Origin of the sequence: Pseudomonas sp. P20, from assembly GCF_016463925.1 — a bacterium.
GTDB classification, from domain to species: Bacteria; Pseudomonadota; Gammaproteobacteria; order Pseudomonadales; family Pseudomonadaceae; genus Pseudomonas; species Pseudomonas aeruginosa.
This window is the reverse complement of the sequence record NZ_JAEMVM010000010.1, coordinates 272747-289577: the sequence shown is the minus strand read 5'-3', so window position 1 is coordinate 289577 and position 16831 is coordinate 272747. Positions and strand designations below refer to the sequence as shown.

Below are 16831 nucleotides of genomic sequence, written 5' to 3'. Positions count from 1 at the left end.
CTAGGCTGGTCCGACCACCAGCACGGGGAAACCACGCATGCCTTTTTCTCTCGCCGCCCTCCAACAGGCCGCCGCCATCGTCCACCAGAGCCTGCCGCCGACGCCGCAGATACGCTGGCCGCTGCTATGCGAGGCACTGGGTTGCGAAGTGTGGATGAAGCACGAGAACCACCTGCCGGTGGGGGCCTTCAAACTGCGCGGCGGCCTGGTGTATTTCCACCACCTGGCGCACCAGGGCGAGCGGCCGGCCGCCGTGATCAGCGCGACCCGCGGCAACCACGGCCAGTCGGTGGCCTTCTCGGCGAGCCGCTACGGCATCCAGCCGATCATCGTCGTGCCGCACGGCAACAGCCGCGAGAAGAACGCGGCGATGCGCAGCCTTGGCGCGGAGCTGATCGAGCATGGCGAGGACTTCCAGGCCTCCCGCGAATACGCCGCCGAGCGCGCCCGGCGCGAAGGCCTGCACCTGATTCCGGCGTTCCATCCCTGGCTGGTGGCCGGGGTCGCCAGCTACAGCCTGGAGTTGTTCGCCGCGCTGGCCGACCTTGACGAAGTCTACGTGCCGATCGGTATGGGTTCGGGCATCTGCGGCCTGATCGCCGCGCGCGACGCGCTGGGCCTGAAGACCCGCATCGTCGGCGTGGTGTCCGCCCATGCGCCGGCCTACGCCCTGTCGTTCGAGGCCGGCACGGCGATCAGCCACCCGGTCGACACCCGCCTGGCCGACGGCATGGCGTGCAGTACGCCGGACCCGAGCGCGCTGGAAATGATCCTGGCCGGCGCCGATCGCCTGGTGCGGGTCAGCGACAGGGAGATCGGCGCGGCCATGCGCCTGTGCTTCACCAGCACCCACAACGTCGCCGAGGGCGCCGGGGTGGCGGCGCTGGCCGCCGCCTGGCAGGAGCGCGAGCGCCTGAAGGGGCTGAAGGTAGGCCTGATCCTCAGCGGAGCGAACGTCGACCGCGAGGTATTCGCCGAGCAACTGGCCGCCGGCGACTGAGCCGGCGCCGCTAGGCCAGCCCCGCGAGGAGCAGCAGCCACCAGGCGAGCACCAGCAACTGCACGAAGAAGCCGGCAAAACGCAGCCAGACGAACAGCGCGGAGGTGCTGACCAGGTGCATCAGCGACTGGAACAGCCGGGCGCCGAGCACCAGTGGCGCCAACGGGTCGGTCAGGCTGCTCTGCCCGCTGGCGATCGCGTAGAGCAGCGCGCCGGCCAGCAGCGGCAGGTTCTCCACGCAGTTGGCATGGACTCGCACCAGCCGCTGGCCGAAACCGCCAGGCGTGTTGCTGCCATCGGCGGCGAAGGCGTTCACCGCCATCCGCCCGCCGAGTACCAGCAGGCCGCGCTGGCTGACCAGCAGGAAGACCAGCAACAGGGTCCAGGCGATCAGGCCGAGCAGGCAGATCGCGCTAGGGCTGAGAAACATGGATGACGCTCCTTCTATTGTGTTGTCGTGGGAAGGATGAAGCGTCTGGATTCTAGGCCGGCTAGAGCAATTGCTCTATTCGCAGTCCGCCGTCCTTAAGTCGTGTTCTGCCGGCACGCCGCTCGGCCCCGATGTCCGCCGTCGGCGGATGCGTAACCGGACGACCCACTGCCCGCGGCCTTCCGAACGGACAAAGAAAAGCCCCGCCGAAGCGGGGCCTTCCTTGCACGCAGCACTCAGGGCTGTCTTCTCATCAGAGCGAATCGAGATAGCGCTCCACATCCAGCGCGGCCATGCAGCCGGCACCGGCCGAGGTGATCGCCTGGCGGTAGACGTGGTCGGCCACGTCGCCGGCGGCGAACACACCCGGTACGTTGGTCGCGGTGGCGTTGCCTTCGCGCCCGCCGTTGACCACCAGGTAGCCGTCCTTCAGGGCCAGTTGCCCTTCGAACAGCGAGGTATTGGGAGTATGGCCGATGGCGACGAACATGCCATCCACGGCGATCTCCTCGCTGCCACCATCGCGGGTCTTCAGGCGCACGCCGGTGACGCCCATCGTGTCGCCAAGCACCTCATCGACCTCGGCGTTGAGCTTGAGCACTATCTTGCCTTCGGCGACCCGCGCCTGCAGCTTGTCCTGGAGAATCTTCTCGGCGCGGAAGGTTTCGCGACGATGCACCAGGGTCACCCGGCTGGCGATGTTGGCCAGGTACAGGGCCTCTTCGACAGCGGTATTGCCGCCGCCGATCACCGCCACTTCGCGGTTGCGGTAGAAGAAACCGTCGCAGGTGGCGCAGGCCGACACGCCCTTGCCCATGAACGCCTGCTCCGACGGCAACCCCAGGTAGCGCGCGCTGGCACCGGTGGCGACGATCAGTGCGTCGCAGGTGTAGGTGCCATTGTCGCCGCGCAGGGTGAACGGCTTGCCGGCCAGGTCCACGGCATGAATGTGGTCGAAGACGATCTCGGTCTCGAAGCGCTCGGCGTGCTCCTGCATCCGCTGCATCAGTGCCGGGCCGGTCAGGCCGTGGGGATCGCCCGGCCAGTTGTCGACCTCGGTGGTGGTGGTCAACTGGCCGCCGGCCTGCATGCCGGTGATCAGCAGCGGCTTGAGGTTGGCGCGCGCGGCGTAGACAGCCGCGCTGTAACCGGCGGGACCGGAACCGAGGATGATCACTCGGGCGTGGCGGAGGGTATCGGGCATCTCGTCGGACTCCTGCCGACATCAGCGTCGGCGCGAATAAAAACGGGGCCACCAAAGCACATGGGGAAGGCTTGGAAGGAGCGGTCGCCCCGGGAAAAGGTCGGCCGGGCACACTTCGCGCCCGGCATCGGGATCACAGTGCCTCGGCGTTCTCGGCCAGGTACGAGGCCACGCCCTCGGCGCTCGCCTTCATGCCTTTCTGGCCCTTGCGCCAGCCGGCCGGGCAGACCTCGCCGTGTTCCTCGGTGAACTGCAGGGCCTCGACCAGGCGCACCATCTCGTCCACCTCGCGCCCCAGCGGCAGGTTGTTCACCACTTGGTGCTGGACCACCCCGGCGCGGTCGATCAGGAACGAAGCACGCAAGGCCACGCCGTCCTCGTGCTCGATGCCGTAGGCGCGGGTGATCTCGTGCTTGACGTCGGCGACCATGGTGAACTCGACCGCACCGATGCCGCCCTTCTCCACCGGCGTGCTGCGCCAGGCGTGATGGGTGAACTGCGAGTCGATGGAGACACCGACCACCTCGACGCCCAGCTCGCGGAACTTATCCATGCGGTTGTTGTGGGCGATGATTTCCGAGGGGCAGACGAAAGTGAAGTCGAGCGGCCAGAAGAACAGTACGACGTACTTGCCGCGCAGGCTGGAAAGCTGGAAGGCATCGACGATGGAACCGTCGCCGAGGACCGCGGCGGCAGTGAAATCGGGGGCTTGCTTGTTGACCAGTACGCTCATCGCGAGGCTCCTAGAAGGTTGGGTTGCGCCCGGCGACGCCAGGCTCCCGGAAGAATATGCAGCGCAGGTTACCCAGCCACGACGATGCATTGAAATGTCGAATTTCAATTCGCACGATAGAGTCAGCCTATGCTCTCAACCTGCGGCTAGACTCATGCTGTCGCCCATTACCCGTCCTCACCGCATGCCCCTACGCACACGCCTGCTCTGGCTGTTCCTGCCGTTGCTGGCCGCCAGTCTCGGCGGTATCTGGCTCTTGTCGGAAAGCATCCTGCTGAGCCGTTTCGACCGAGAGGACCAGCAACGCCTGCAAGAGGGCGCCACCGTCCTGCACAACCGGCTGGACTTCGAGTTGAAGCGCCACCTGGACATCGTTCGCACCTACGCCTGGTGGGATGCCAGCTACGACTTCATCCAGCGCCCCAACGAGACCTTCGAACAGGAAAACCTCGACCACGAGATGCTCGACGACCTGGGATTCGACTTCGTCCTGTTCCTCGACGACCGGGGTCACCTGCAACTGAAGCAGTGGTCCCCGCCCGCGCCCGACCAGCGCGTGCTCTTCGGCGCCCCCTCGGCGAGCGACCAGGCCCTGCTCGAGGCACTGCAGCAACGCGCCATCCGCCTCGGCGCGCTGGACTTTCGCGGACGCACCGACCACAGCCTGAGCGAGCTGCTGCTGGTCGACAACCTGCCGACCCTGCTGGTCAGCGTGCCTATCAGCAACAACCAGGGTAGCGCGCCGGCGAAGGGCGCGATCCTCGCCGGCTACTTCCTCGACCGGGAACGCCTGGCCAACCTCCGCGAACAGATGCAGGCCGACCTGCAACCGATGCCCAACATCGCCACCGACTCCACCTGGAAGCCGCTGCGCAGCCGCAGCGGCAGTACCCACAACCAGGCCCTGCTCAGCCCACGGCGGTTCATCGGCGAACATGTCCAGCAGGTCTCGGTGCAGTACCTGAGTTCCAGCGGCGAGCCGCAGCTGCGCTTCGACATCACCAAGAAACGCCTGCTCTACATCCAGGGCGAGAAGGCCATCAACTTCTTCCTCGGCGCCTCCCTGCTGGTCGCGCTGGGCGCTTTCCTGGTCGGCTACCTGGCCCTGGAGCTGTGGGTCCTGCGCCGGGTCCAACGGCTCAACCGGGAGGTCGCCGAAGTCGGACGCAACGCCCACTCGATACGCCTGAGCGACTTCGGCAACGACGAGCTGGGACAACTGGCGGGCGAGATGAACCAGATGCTCGAGCGCCTGGAACACAGCGAGGCGCGCGACCGGGCGATCCTCCAGTCGATGCGCGACGGCTACTTCGAAATGGACGTCGACGGCGTGATCCTCACCGTCAACCCCGCGCTCTGCCAACTGCTCGGCCAGACGCGCGAAACGCTGATCGGCCATCCCTACTACGAACTGCTCGGCGAAGACGACCTGGCGCGTGCCCGCCAACCCTTCCAGCGCGCCATGCAGAGCGGCGCAGGCAAGACCTTCGCCATCCCCCTGCAGCGCGCCGACGGCAGCCTCGGCTACTTCGAGGCCACGGTTTCGCTGATCCACGACCTGCAGGGCGAACTACGGGGCTACCGCGGCATCGTCCGCGACGTCAGCGACCAGATCGCCTACCAGCAGCAATTGCTGGAAATGGCCTACCGCGACCCGCTGACCGGCCTGGGCAACCGCAAGGCCTTCGACGAACAGCTCGGCCAGGCGTTGCTTCGCGCCGGCTCCGGCGGAAGCGAACTGGCGCTGCTGTACCTGGACCTGGACCGCTTCAAGGAGGTCAACGACCGCTTCGGCCACGACATCGGCGATGCCCTCCTCAGGACCGTCGCCGAACGGGTACGCAGCACCCTGCGGCAGCCGGACAAGGCCTACCGCCTGGGCGGCGACGAATTCGCCGTGCTCCTCGAGGACAGCCAGGAAAACAATCCGCAGCGCCTCGCAGAACGCCTGCTGGCGGCGCTGGTCCAACCGATCGCGCTGAATGGCGAACGCATCGACTTCGTCACCCCGAGCATCGGCATCGCTCTCTACCCGCGGCATGCCGGCGATGCCGAAGGACTGGTCCGTGCCGCCGACAGCGCCATGTACGAGGCCAAGCGCCAGCGCAACCACTATTGCCTGTACCAGGCGCCAGCCTGAAATGCGCGGTCAAACAGGCTCTGTCGCGGGCTTTCGCCAGTCTGCTAAGGTTTCAGCCCGCATCCCATCGGAGAACCATTCCCTATGCCAGCCCTGAGCGGCCCGCAATACCTCGGCGAAGGCCTGAAGCTGATCATGCGTCCCGGCCTGCGCCTGTTCGTGCTGATCCCCCTGACCCTCAACCTGCTGGTGTTCGCCCTGCTGATCGGCTTCGCGATGCAGCAGTTCAGCCACTGGGTCGACCTGCTGATGCCCAGCCTGCCCGACTGGCTGAGCTTCCTGCAGTACATCGTCTGGCTGTTGTTCGTCCTGCTGGTGCTGGTGATCGTGTTCTTCACCTTCACCATGGTCGCCAACATCATCTCCGCGCCGTTCAACGGCTTCCTCTCGGAAAAGGTCGAGGTGGTGGTTCGCGGCCGCGACGACTTCCCGCCGTTCAGCTGGGCCGAACTGCTGGCGATGATCCCGCGCACCATGGGTCGCGAGATGCGCAAGCTCGCCTACTTCCTGCCGCGCGCGCTGGTGCTGCTGGTGCTGAGCTTCGTGCCCGGGGTCAACCTGATCGCCACGCCGCTGTGGATCCTCTTCGGCATCTGGATGATGGCGGTGCAGTACATCGACTATCCGGCGGACAACCACAAGCTCGGCTGGAACGAGATGCTCGCCTGGCTGCGCAGCAAGCGCTGGGCGTGCATGGGTTTCGGCGGGGTGACCTACCTGGCGCTGCTGATCCCGCTGGTCAACCTGGTCATGATGCCCGCCGCCGTCGCCGGCGCCACCCTGTTCTGGGTCCGCGAGGAAGGCGAGAAGGCGCTGGTGAAATAAGCATGCGCCCGGTGTCCGCTGTCGGCATTGTCAGGCGGGCGTCAGCGCCCTGACAGCCGGCGTCGGGCACACTACGAATGCCCTCGGGAGCGTCGGCGCAGGCCGCAGCCGAGACCTGCGCCAGCCCTTGCAGACCGGCTCGACGCTGCCGAACCGACTGGCCGCCGGTGCCTCCCCACGCAGGCGGCCTTTTTTTACCCGCCTGCCTTGCCGTCCATGCAGGATGGCCGGCGCTCACCCCCTTCCTGTCCGCTACGCCCCCCTCGACTCCACCACCCTGGCACTACAGTGGCAACCAGGCGAAGCAGGCTCCGGCCCGCTTTCGATGACCACCGTCCCCAGCCCGCCCAGCGGCGGAAAACAAGAAGAGGGTCGCCATGTCACGTTCCGCATTCACCGCGCTCTTGCTGTCCTGCGTCCTGCTGGCGCTCTCCATGCCTGCTAGGGCCGACGACCTGCCCTACCGCTTCGGCCTGGGCAAGGCGGACATCACCGGCGAAGCCGCCGAAGTCGGCATGATGGGTTACTCCTCCCTCGAACAGAAGACCGCCGGCATCCACATGCGCCAGTGGGCGCGTGCCTTCGTGATCGAGGAAGCGGCCAGCGGACGTCGCCTGGTCTACGTCAACACCGACCTGGGGATGATCTTCCAGGCCGTGCACCTGAAGGTCCTGGCCCGGCTCAAGGCGAAGTACCCCGGTGTCTACGACGAGAACAACGTGATGCTCGCCGCCACCCACACCCACTCCGGTCCGGGCGGCTTCTCCCACTACGCGATGTACAACCTGTCGGTGCTCGGCTTCCAGGAAAAGACCTTCAACGCCATCGTCGACGGCATCGTCCGCTCCATCGAGCGGGCCCAGGCCAGGTTGCAGCCCGGCCGCCTGTTCTACGGCAGCGGCGAGCTGCGCAACGCCAGCCGCAACCGTTCGCTGCTGTCGCACCTGAAGAATCCGGACATCGCCGGCTACGAGGATGGCATCGACCCGCAGATGAGCGTGCTCAGCTTCGTCGACGCCAACGGCGAGCTGGCCGGCGCGATCAGTTGGTTCCCGGTGCACAGCACCTCGATGACCAACGCCAATCACCTGATCTCCCCGGACAACAAGGGCTACGCCTCCTATCACTGGGAGCACGACGTCAGCCGCAAGAGCGGTTTCGTCGCCGCCTTCGCCCAGACCAATGCCGGCAACCTGTCGCCCAACCTGAACCTGAAGCCCGGCTCCGGTCCCTTCGACAACGAGTTCGACAACACCCGCGAGATCGGTCTGCGCCAATTCGCCAAGGCCTACGAGATCGCCGGCCAGGCCCAGGAGGAAGTGCTCGGCGAACTGGATTCGCGCTTCCGTTTCGTCGACTTCACCCGCCTGCCGATCCGCCCGGAGTTCACCGACGGCCAGCCGCGCCAGTTGTGCACCGCGGCCATCGGCACCAGCCTGGCCGCCGGTAGCACCGAAGACGGTCCAGGCCCGCTGGGGCTGGAGGAAGGCAACAATCCGTTCCTCTCGGCCCTGGGCGGGTTGCTCACCGGCGTGCCGCCGCAGGAACTGGTGCAATGCCAGGCGGAAAAGACCATCCTCGCCGACACCGGCAACAAGAAACCCTACCCCTGGACGCCGACGGTGCTGCCGATCCAGATGTTCCGCATCGGCCAGTTGGAACTGCTCGGCGCCCCCGCCGAGTTCACCGTGATGGCCGGGGTGCGGATCCGCCGCGCGGTGCAGGCGGCCAGCGAAGCGGCCGGTATCCGCCATGTGGTCTTCAATGGCTACGCGAATGCCTATGCCAGCTACGTCACCACCCGCGAGGAATACGCCGCCCAGGAATACGAAGGCGGCTCGACCCTCTATGGCCCCTGGACCCAGGCCGCCTACCAGCAGTTGTTCGTCGACATGGCGGTGGCGCTGCGCGAACGCCTGCCGGTGGAAACCTCGGCGATAGCGCCGGACCTGTCCTGCTGCCAGATGAACTTCCAGACCGGAGTAGTGGCCGATGATCCCTATATCGGCAAGTCCTTCGGCGACGTGTTGCAACAACCCAGGGAAAGTTATCGCATCGGCGACAAGGTGACCGTCGCTTTCGTGACCGGACATCCGAAGAATGACTTGCGCACCGAGAAGACTTTCCTGGAAGTGGTGAATATCGGCAAGGATGGCAAACAGACGCCCGTGACCGTTGCCACCGATAATGACTGGGATACTCAATACCGCTGGGAGAGAGTGGGTATATCTGCCTCGAAAGCGACTATCAACTGGTCCATTCCACCAGGGACCGAGCCCGGCCATTACTACATCAGGCACTACGGCAACGCGAAGAACTTCTGGACCCAGAAGATCAGCGAAATCGGCGGCTCGACCCGCTCCTTCGAGGTGCTCGGCACCACTCCCTAGCGGGCTCCAGCCAAGGTTGCGAGATTCGCCAGCCAACTTTATGACGCATGAAAGTCGTCAAATAAAATGTGATTTAAACACATGAACAAGTGACCTTTCATTCAGCCGACAAGGGCATGGAACTCCATTTCCATGCCCTTTGTTTTTATCCCGAAAAACTTCTCAAGTTGTCGCTCAAGGTCATATCGAAGTCGCTTTCGGGATCAACCGATAAATTATCGCCATGAAACCATCGGCTCGCTGTATTCCCTGCCGGGAAAACAGCGAAGACGATTAATCATCTCGAAACAAGAAGTACGCAGATTGATGGAAATCAAAAAACCACCCGGGAAATAAAACGATGACCGAAAACTGGAAATTCCGCCGTCGAACCTTTCTCAAGCACGGCGCCCAGGCCGCTACCCTGGCCGGCCTTTCCGGGCTGTTCCCGGAGACGCTCCGGCGCGCCCTGGCCGTCGAGCCGGACATCCGCACCGGAACCATCCAGGACGTCCAGCACGTGGTCATCCTGATGCAGGAGAACCGCAGCTTCGATCACTACTTCGGCCACCTCAACGGCGTCCGCGGCTTCAACGACCCTCGCGCGCTCAAGCGCCAGGACGGCAAGCCGGTCTGGTACCAGAACTACAAGTACGAGTTCTCCCCCTATCACTGGGATACCAAGGTCACCAGCGCCCAGTGGGTGAGTTCGCAGAACCATGAATGGTCGGCCTTCCACGCGATCTGGAACCAGGGCCGCAACGACAAGTGGATGGCGGTGCAGTACCCCGAAGCCATGGGCTACTTCAAGCGCGGCGACATTCCCTACTACTACGTCCTGGCCGACGCCTTCACCCTGTGCGAGGCCTACCACCAGTCGATGATGGGCCCGACCAATCCGAACCGCCTCTACCACATGAGCGGACGCGCCGCCCCCAGCGGCGACGGCAAGGACGTACACATCGGCAACGACATGGGCGACGGCACCATCGGCGCCAGCGGCACGGTGGACTGGACCACCTATCCCGAGCGGCTAAGCGCCGCTGGCGTGGACTGGCGGGTCTACCAGGAAGGCGGCTACCGCTCCTCGTCACTCTGGTACCTGTACGTCGACGCCTACTGGAAATACCGGCTCCAGGAGCAGAACAACTACGACTGCAACGCCCTCGCCTGGTTCAGGAACTTCAAGAACGCTCCGCGCGATTCGGACCTCTGGCAGCGCGCCATGCTCGCCCGCGGCGTCGACCAGTTGCGCAAGGATGTGCAGGAGAACACGCTGCCGCAGGTGTCGTGGATCGTCGCGCCCTACTGCTACTGCGAGCATCCCTGGTGGGGCCCCTCGTTCGGCGAGTACTACGTGACCCGGGTGCTCGAGGCGCTGACCAGCAACCCCGAGGTCTGGGCCAGGACCGTGTTCATCCTCAACTACGACGAGGGCGACGGCTTCTATGACCACGCCAGCGCCCCGGTGCCGCCGTGGAAGGATGGCGTCGGCCTTTCCACGGTCAGCACCGCCGGCGAGATCGAGGCATCCAGCGGGCTGCCCATCGGGCTCGGCCACCGCGTCCCGCTGATCGCCATCTCGCCCTGGTCGAAGGGCGGCAAGGTCAGCGCCGAAGTGTTCGACCATACCTCGGTGCTGCGCTTCCTCGAACGCCGCTTCGGCGTCGTCGAGGAAAACATCTCGCCCTGGCGGCGTGCCGTCTGCGGCGACCTGACTTCGCTGTTCGACTTCCAGGGCGCAGGCGATACCCAGGTCGCCCCCGACCTGACCAACGTCCCGCAGAGCGACGCGCGCAAGGAGGACGCCTACTGGCAGCAGTTCTACCGGCCCAGCCCCAAGTACTGGTCCTACGAGCCGAAGAGCCTGCCCGGCCAGGAAAAGGGCCAGCGCCCTACCCTCGCGGTGCCCTACCAGTTGCACGCCACGCTGGCCCTCGATATCGCCGCCGGCAAGCTGCGCCTGACCCTGGGCAACTACGGCATGAGCCTGCCGGGCAATCCGCAGGGACACTCCGCTGCGGTATTCCAGGTGCAGCCGCGGGAAGTCGGCAATCCGCGCTTCTATACCGTGACCAGCTATCCGGTGGTCCAGGAAAGCGGAGAGGAACTGGGCCGGACCCTCAACGACGAACTCGACGACCTGCTCGACGCCAACGGCCGCTACGCCTTCGAGGTGCACGGCCCCAACGGCTTCTTCCGCGAGTTCCACGGCAACCTGCATCTCGCCGCGCAGATGGCGCGGCCCGAGGTATCGGTCACCTATCAACGCAACGGCAACCTGCAGTTGAACATCCGCAATCTCGGCCGCCTGCCGTGCAGCGTGACGGTGACGCCGAACCCGGCCTATACCCGGGAGGGCAGCCGTCGCTATGAACTCGAACCGAACCAGGCGATCAGTGAAGTGTGGCTGTTACGCAGCAGCCAGGGCTGGTACGACCTCAGCGTGACCGCCAGCAATACGGAAGCCAACTATCTCCGCCGCCTGGCCGGACACGTCGAGACCGGCAAGCCGAGCAGGAGCGATCCATTGCTCGACATCGCAGCGACCTGAAGCGAGGAGTCCATCGCATGAGACCTACCCTGACCTGGACCTTGCTGGCCCTGCTGCTCTGCGGCACGGCCATCGGCGCCGTCCTGTTGCTTTACCCATCGGAGCCGGCGCCCGTCGCGCCCTTCGCGTCTCCCCCGCAGGACACACCGGCGGCAAAACCTTCCATTCCTTCCCGAGCCCCCGAGATGAATACAGCCACCGCTCCCGACAACCTGGAACAGCAACTCGGCGAGTTCGGCCGCAACGCCGGGCAGATGTCCGAGATCGAACGCAAGCAGGCCGCCGAAGGCCTGATCGAACAGCTCAAGCGCGAGGTGGCGGTCGGCGCCGATCCGCGCCAGACCTTCGAGGAGATCCAGCGTCTGACGCCCTATGTGGAGGCCGATGCCAGGCGCCGCGAGGCGCTCGACTTCGAGATCTGGATGGCGCTCAAGGACAACGCCTCCGTCCAGCAGCAAGCGCCGACGCCTGGCGAGGAAGAGCAACTGCGCGAATACGCGCAAGAGTCGGACAAGGTGATCGCCGAGGTGCTCGCCAGCGTCGACGACGAGGAGCAGCGTCACGCCGCCATCGACGAACGCCTCAAGGCCCTGCGCAAGCAGATCTTCGGCGAGGAGAACCCACGCCTGCTGCAACGCTGAAATCCACGGCGCCCCGACAGGGGCGCCGTCACGCAAGCGTCACCAAAACTTCACATCCGCTACACGGCGTCGGTCGACACTGACGTCATGAGCAGACCTCTAAGCATCGCCCTGATCAGCGAAACCTACCCACCGGAAGTCAACGGCGTCGCCAATACCCTGGGTCGCCTGCATGCCGGTCTCCAGCAGCTTGGCCATCGGGTCCAGGTGGTGCGCCCGCGCCAGCCCGGCGACGACGGCCGGCGCAGCGACGCCGAGCTGGTGCTGACCCGCGGCTGGCCGTTGCCCGGCTACCCCGGCCTGCAATGGGGCATGTCGAGCCTGCACAAGCTGCTGCGCTGCTGGAAGCGCCAGCGCCCGGACGTGCTCTACATCGCCACCGAAGGCCCGCTCGGCTTCTCTGCCCTGCGCGCCGCGCGGCGCCTGGGCATCCCGGCGGTCAGCGGCTTCCACACCAACTTCCAGCAGTACAGCGAGCACTACGGCTTCGGTCCGCTGACCCGGCTGGTCACCGGCTACCTGCGCTGGTTCCACAACCGCACGCAGATGACCCTGGTGCCCAGCGGCAGCCAGCGCATGGAATTGCAGCGGCGCGGTTTCGAACGTCTCAACCTGCTCTCCCGCGGGGTCGACAGCCAACTCTTCCATCCCTCCCGGCGCGATCCCGAACTACGCCGGCGCTGGGGCCTGGGCGAACAGGACATCGCCGTGCTGCACGTCGGCCGGCTGGCGGCAGAGAAGAACCTCGGCCTGCTCGGCGGCACCTTCCGCGCGCTCTGCGCCGCCCATCCGCAGCTGAAGCTGCGCCTGGTACTGGTGGGCGACGGGCCGGAGCGCAGGCACCTCGAACGGGACCTGCCCGAAGCGCTGTTCTGCGGCGTCCAGCGCGGCGAAACCCTGGCCGCCCACTACGCCTCGGGCGACCTGTTCCTCTTCCCAAGCCTGTCGGAGACCTTCGGCAACGTGGTCCTCGAAGCCCAGGCCGCCGGCCTCGCGGTGGTCGCCTTCGACCAGGCCGCCGCCGGCCAGCACATCCGCCATGGGCACAACGGCGTGCTCGCCGCGCCGGGCGACAAGAGCGGCTTCGTCGAAGTCGCCAGTTGGCTGCTGGACGACCAGGAACGCCTGCGCCGGGTCCGTCTCAACGCCCGCCAACACGCCAGCCGGCAAGGTTGGGACAGTATCGTCGAGCACTTCCAGAACTACCTGGAAGACGCCTGCGCCAGTCCGCTGGTCCAGCCCGCTCGGTCGAAGCCCGAGCGGCCGCCGGCAGAGGATGGCGGGGCCTTGCCACGCAGCCGCGAGTAGCTCTCAGGCAAAGGCTTTCGGCGTGGCGATGAAGCCCAGGCTCATGGCCCCGGCGCCCAGATTGATGCCGCCGGTAGGGCTGAGCATGCCCAGGTGCAAGTGGATGTCGCGCTCGCGGCAGGCGTTCTCCAACGCGGCGAAGCCCGGCAGGTCGCGCAGCGCGGTCGGATCGCCGGCATAGCTGAGACCCAGTTGCGGTGCCAGCAGCTCACCCGCCTGTACCCGCGCCAGGGCATAGCCGAACAGCTTCTCCGCCGACTTCTCGAAGCTCGGCGAGAGCGCCACCGGTTTGTCCTCGCCATCGGCCAGGCTGAACACCGGCTTGACGTCGAGCAGCGAGCCCAACCCCAGCGCTGCGCCCTTGACCCGGTCGACGAAACCGCTGCGATCACCCTTCTGGAAGCCGCGCCGGCGCAAGTGGCCCAGGTCATCGGCGACCAGGTAGGTGCAGGTCTGCTGGCTGAGCTGTTCGAGGCGCGTACGCAGCGCGTTGGGGTGGCTGCCCTGCGCCAGCAGGCGCGTGCCCTCGGCCGCCAGGCAGGCGATGCCGGCGAACACCGAGTGGCTGTCGAGTACGCGCAGGGTGAAGGGACCGGCGATGCCGGCCGCGTGGCGGCGCTCGTGGTAGTGCTGGAGCAGGCCGAAGGAGGCCTGGGTGGCGTGCTCGAAGATCGGACTGCGCAGGCTGTCGACGGTGAGGCAGACCACGTAGTCGAAGTCGGTCACCAGTTCGTCGAGGAACCATTGTTGCAACTCGGCGGCGGAGAGCGGCTGGCTGCCGTCCTTGCTACCGACCTTGGCCAGGTGGTCGCGGTAGAAGCTCAGGGTGGTGTCGGGGTCGCGTCGATCGATGAGCCGCTGCTCGCCCAGGCGGATCCCGATCGGCATCACGCGGATGCCGTGGGCGGCGAGGAATTCGGGCGGCAGGTCGCAGGTCGCGTCGACCACCAGGCCGATACGCATGGATTCGCTCCTCTGGCCGTTTCTCGGCCTATTGTTGTGTTGGCGGTCATACAATGCCCGTTTCGGACTTTGAAGTCAGCCGGCCGCACGGCGGGTTTTCGGAAAAAATCACGGCCATGAAAAATCCCACCCCGAGGGGTGGGATCTGCTTGCCGGCGCGGCGCCGGGCCGGTGCGTCGCGGACGCGCCTTCAGACCAGGCTGGCCAGGGCCTCGCGGCTGAACGGCTTGATGTCGCCGATACGCCCCTCGCGGACCTTCACCGCCCACTCCGGATCCACCAGCAGCGCGCGGCCCACCGCGACCAGGTCGAACTCGCCCTTGTCCAGGCGCTCCACCAGGCCGTCGATGCTCGCCGGCTGCGCCACCTCGTCGGTTTTGCCGAAGAATTGCAGGAACTCGCTGCCGTCCAGGCCGACGTTACCCACGGTAATGGTCGGCTTGCCGGTCAGCTCGCGGGTCCAGCCGGCCAGGTTGAGTTCCGAGCCTTCGAACTCGGGAATCCAGAAGCGGCGGGTCGAGCAGTGGAAGATATCGACGCCGGCCTCCACCAGCGGCGCGAGGAACTCGCGCAGGCCCTCCGGGGTTTCCACCAGGCGCGCGGAATAGTCCTGCTGCTTCCATTGAGAGAAGCGGAAGATGATCGGGAAATCCGCGCCGACCGCCGCGCGCACCGCCCGCACCAGCTCGACGGCGAAGCGCGAGCGATTGGCCAGGCTGCCGCCGTACTCGTCGTCCCGCTGGTTGCTGCCTTCCCAGAAGAACTGGTCGATCAGGTAGCCGTGGGCGCCGTGGATCTCCACCCCGTCCATGCCGATCGCCTGGGCGTCGCGGGCGGCCTGGGCGAAGGCGGCGATGACGTCCTGGATGTCGGCCTTGCTCATGCCGTGGACCAGCACCTTACCGTCCTTGGCCTTCTCCATCGGGCCGTAGCCGGGCACGCTGGCGTCCGGCTCCACGCCCAGGCGCCGAACGCTGCCGACGTGCCAGAGCTGCGGAACGATGCGCCCGCCCTCGGCATGCACCGCGTCGACCACCTGCTTCCAGCCGGCCAGGGCGTCCTCGCCATAGAAGCGCGGCACGTTCGGATAGCCGTTGGCGGCCTTGTGGCCGACCGTTGTGCCTTCGCTGACGATCAGGCCGACGCCGGCGGCGGCGCGCCGGCGGTAGTACTCGACGACCTTGGCGTTGGGTACGCCGCCCGGGGAAAAGTTGCGGGTCATCGGCGCCATCACCACACGGGTGGGCAGCTCCAGGGCGCCGAGACGGAACGGTTGGAACAGGGCTTCTACGGGGGCACTCATGGACGGACTCCTGAGGGGGAATGGGAGGTTCGGGCAGGTATCAGGCGCGGAGCAGCAGCTCCAGGCGCGACATGAAAGCATTCAGCGGAGCGAGGCCGGCGCCGACCTTGAAGCGCGCCAGGGCGCCCTGCCAGGCGAAGCCGATGAAGCCGGCCAGGCTCGCGCAGTCCTCGTCGGCGGCCAGTTCGCCGGCCTCGCGCGCCTGCTCCAGGCAGTCCTGGAGGATTTGCGCGGAAGCCTGCAGGATCGACTCGACCTTGGCCGCGATCGGCGGCGACAGCTCGGCCATCTCGAAGCTCAGGCTGCCGATGAAGCAGTGGTATTCGGGCTTTTCCTGGCGGGCGAAGTGCTCCAGCAGCTCGCCGTAGTAGCGCAGCACCCGCTCGCGCGGGCTGAAGCGGCTGTCGCCGAGGGCCTGGGCGTAGCGCGCCAGGCGCGGCGCGTAGACGTGCTCCAGGGCCTGCTGGGCGAAGGCTTCCTTGCTGTCGAAGTAGTGATAGAAGGAGCCCTTGGGGATGCGCGCGGCCTGGACGATCTCCAGCACCCCGGTGCCGTGGTAGCCACGCCGGGTCATGACCTCGGAGCCCTTGGCCAGGATCAGTTCGCGCTTGTCGAGTCGGTTGCTAGTCATGGAACGAGAGAATATGACCGGTCGTCTCGTCCGCCCAGCATTATCAACGGCGGTGATCAGGCGTTACAGGCAGGGGCTTATCGCGTTGCGTCATGAAGCGGCGCAAGACAGGAAAGGAAGCGGCGGGACGCGAACGCGTCCCGCGGGAGATCAACCCAGGGCCTTCTCGATGGCTTGCACCAGGGCCGGATCGTCCGGCGCCGTGCGCGGGCTGAAACGCGCCAGCACGCGACCGTCGGGACCGAGCAGGAATTTCTCGAAGTTCCAGGTGATGTCGCCGGGAAACTCCGCGCCCTCGCCCGCCAGCAGGCGATAGAGCGGATGCCGCGCGCTGCCGTTGACCTCGACCTTGGCGCTCATCGGGAAGCTGACGCCATAGTTCAGGCTGCAGAAGGACTGGATATCCGCCTCGCTGCCCGGCTCCTGCCCGGCGAACTGGTTGCAGGGCACGCCGAGCACCGCGAAACCGCGCTCGCGGTAGGTCTGGTAGAGATTCTCCAGGCCGGCGTACTGGGGTGTCAGGCCGCATTTGGAGGCGACATTGACCACCAGCAGCACCTTGCCCTTGAACGGGGAAAGCGGCAGGTCCTGTCCATCCAACCCCTGCAGGGTGAGATCGTGAAAGGCACTCATGACGTACTCCTTGCGCATTCAGCGACACAACGTGCCAAGCCCCGCACCGGGCAAGAACCCTGGCTGCGGCGCATCCCCAGGGACGGGGTAAAGAGCC

At 66.2% G+C, this 16831-nt stretch carries 14 protein-coding genes; 7 read left to right on the top strand and 7 right to left on the bottom strand.

Annotated elements, in window-relative coordinates:
• The first annotated feature begins 37 nt into the window (after positions 1-37).
• Positions 38-1000 (top strand): threonine dehydratase, encoded by a 963-nt coding sequence (locus JHD77_RS15805; RefSeq protein WP_003114230.1) that lies wholly within the window; start codon positions 38-40, stop codon positions 998-1000.
• Positions 1001-1010: 10 nt separating this feature from the next.
• On the opposite strand, the gene JHD77_RS15800 is transcribed toward JHD77_RS15805, so the two are convergent.
• The 3 genes from JHD77_RS15800 to JHD77_RS15790 form a co-directional block, all read right to left on the bottom strand.
• Positions 1011-1430, bottom strand: a complete 420-nt coding sequence (locus JHD77_RS15800; RefSeq protein WP_003085846.1) for an MAPEG family protein — start codon at positions 1428-1430, stop codon at positions 1011-1013.
• Positions 1431-1683: 253 nt separating this feature from the next.
• Positions 1684-2634 (bottom strand): thioredoxin-disulfide reductase, encoded by a 951-nt coding sequence (gene trxB, locus JHD77_RS15795; protein WP_003114229.1) that lies wholly within the window; start codon positions 2632-2634, stop codon positions 1684-1686.
• A 133-nt stretch (positions 2635-2767) separates the two neighbouring features.
• A complete protein-coding gene (locus JHD77_RS15790; RefSeq protein ID WP_003085842.1) occupies positions 2768-3367 on the bottom strand; it encodes a peroxiredoxin in 600 nt (199 codons plus the stop codon).
• Between the two features lie 184 nt (positions 3368-3551).
• Between JHD77_RS15790 and JHD77_RS15785 the strand changes: the two genes are divergently transcribed.
• The 6 genes from JHD77_RS15785 to JHD77_RS15760 all read left to right on the top strand — a co-directional run bounded on the left by JHD77_RS15785 (position 3552) and on the right by JHD77_RS15760 (position 13204).
• Positions 3552-5507, top strand: a complete 1956-nt coding sequence (locus JHD77_RS15785) for a sensor domain-containing diguanylate cyclase (protein ID WP_003115193.1) — start codon at positions 3552-3554, stop codon at positions 5505-5507.
• A gap of 84 nt (positions 5508-5591) precedes the next feature.
• Entirely contained in the window at positions 5592-6332 is a 741-nt protein-coding gene (gene cysZ / locus JHD77_RS15780) for a sulfate transporter CysZ (protein ID WP_023083151.1), read from the top strand.
• 377 nt (positions 6333-6709) lie between these two features.
• Positions 6710-8722 carry a ceramidase CerN gene (cerN, locus tag JHD77_RS15775; protein WP_003120759.1) on the top strand — a complete coding sequence of 671 codons (2013 nt, stop codon included), beginning with the start codon at positions 6710-6712 and terminating at the stop codon, positions 8720-8722.
• 340 nt (positions 8723-9062) lie between these two features.
• On the top strand, positions 9063-11255 hold the full coding sequence (locus JHD77_RS15770) for a phosphocholine-specific phospholipase C (protein ID WP_196994392.1): 2193 nt from the start codon (positions 9063-9065) through the stop codon (positions 11253-11255).
• A gap of 17 nt (positions 11256-11272) precedes the next feature.
• Entirely contained in the window at positions 11273-11896 is a 624-nt protein-coding gene (gene plcR, locus JHD77_RS15765) for a phospholipase C accessory protein PlcR (RefSeq protein ID WP_023084560.1), read from the top strand.
• Between the two features lie 87 nt (positions 11897-11983).
• Positions 11984-13204, top strand: coding sequence for a glycosyltransferase family 4 protein (locus JHD77_RS15760; RefSeq protein ID WP_003116486.1), 1221 nt, complete (start codon positions 11984-11986; stop codon positions 13202-13204).
• A 3-nt stretch (positions 13205-13207) separates the two neighbouring features.
• Here JHD77_RS15760 and JHD77_RS15755 read toward each other — a convergent pair whose 3' ends face one another.
• From JHD77_RS15755 to JHD77_RS15740, 4 genes are all read right to left on the bottom strand, one after another.
• Entirely contained in the window at positions 13208-14167 is a 960-nt protein-coding gene (locus JHD77_RS15755) for a DegV family protein (protein WP_014603213.1), read from the bottom strand.
• Positions 14168-14357: 190 nt separating this feature from the next.
• Complete coding sequence (locus JHD77_RS15750; protein ID WP_003120762.1) at positions 14358-15470, bottom strand: NADH:flavin oxidoreductase; 1113 nt, start codon at positions 15468-15470, stop codon at positions 14358-14360.
• A gap of 40 nt (positions 15471-15510) precedes the next feature.
• Positions 15511-16101: a TetR/AcrR family transcriptional regulator gene (locus JHD77_RS15745; protein ID WP_003085819.1), complete on the bottom strand. Its 591-nt coding sequence runs from the start codon at positions 16099-16101 to the stop codon at positions 15511-15513.
• Positions 16102-16251: 150 nt separating this feature from the next.
• On the bottom strand, positions 16252-16734 hold the full coding sequence (locus JHD77_RS15740) for a glutathione peroxidase (protein ID WP_003109429.1): 483 nt from the start codon (positions 16732-16734) through the stop codon (positions 16252-16254).
• Positions 16735-16831: the final 97 nt, after the last annotated feature.

Excerpts from the sequence above, each read along its gene's own strand:
- JHD77_RS15805 (WP_003114230.1), top strand. The coding sequence starts at position 38 with ATGCCTTTTTCTCTCGCCGCCCTCCAACAGGCCGCCGCCATCGTCCAC.
- JHD77_RS15800 (WP_003085846.1), bottom strand. The coding sequence starts at position 1,430 with ATGTTTCTCAGCCCTAGCGCGATCTGCCTGCTCGGCCTGATCGCCTGG.
- trxB (WP_003114229.1), bottom strand. The coding sequence starts at position 2,634 with ATGCCCGATACCCTCCGCCACGCCCGAGTGATCATCCTCGGTTCCGGT.
- JHD77_RS15790 (WP_003085842.1), bottom strand. The coding sequence starts at position 3,367 with ATGAGCGTACTGGTCAACAAGCAAGCCCCCGATTTCACTGCCGCCGCG.
- JHD77_RS15785 (WP_003115193.1), top strand. The coding sequence starts at position 3,552 with ATGCCCCTACGCACACGCCTGCTCTGGCTGTTCCTGCCGTTGCTGGCC.
- cysZ (WP_023083151.1), top strand. The coding sequence starts at position 5,592 with ATGCCAGCCCTGAGCGGCCCGCAATACCTCGGCGAAGGCCTGAAGCTG.
- cerN (WP_003120759.1), top strand. The coding sequence starts at position 6,710 with ATGTCACGTTCCGCATTCACCGCGCTCTTGCTGTCCTGCGTCCTGCTG.
- JHD77_RS15770 (WP_196994392.1), top strand. The coding sequence starts at position 9,063 with ATGACCGAAAACTGGAAATTCCGCCGTCGAACCTTTCTCAAGCACGGC.
- plcR (WP_023084560.1), top strand. The coding sequence starts at position 11,273 with ATGAGACCTACCCTGACCTGGACCTTGCTGGCCCTGCTGCTCTGCGGC.
- JHD77_RS15760 (WP_003116486.1), top strand. The coding sequence starts at position 11,984 with ATGAGCAGACCTCTAAGCATCGCCCTGATCAGCGAAACCTACCCACCG.
- JHD77_RS15755 (WP_014603213.1), bottom strand. The coding sequence starts at position 14,167 with ATGCGTATCGGCCTGGTGGTCGACGCGACCTGCGACCTGCCGCCCGAA.
- JHD77_RS15750 (WP_003120762.1), bottom strand. The coding sequence starts at position 15,470 with ATGAGTGCCCCCGTAGAAGCCCTGTTCCAACCGTTCCGTCTCGGCGCC.
- JHD77_RS15745 (WP_003085819.1), bottom strand. The coding sequence starts at position 16,101 with ATGACTAGCAACCGACTCGACAAGCGCGAACTGATCCTGGCCAAGGGC.
- JHD77_RS15740 (WP_003109429.1), bottom strand. The coding sequence starts at position 16,734 with ATGAGTGCCTTTCACGATCTCACCCTGCAGGGGTTGGATGGACAGGAC.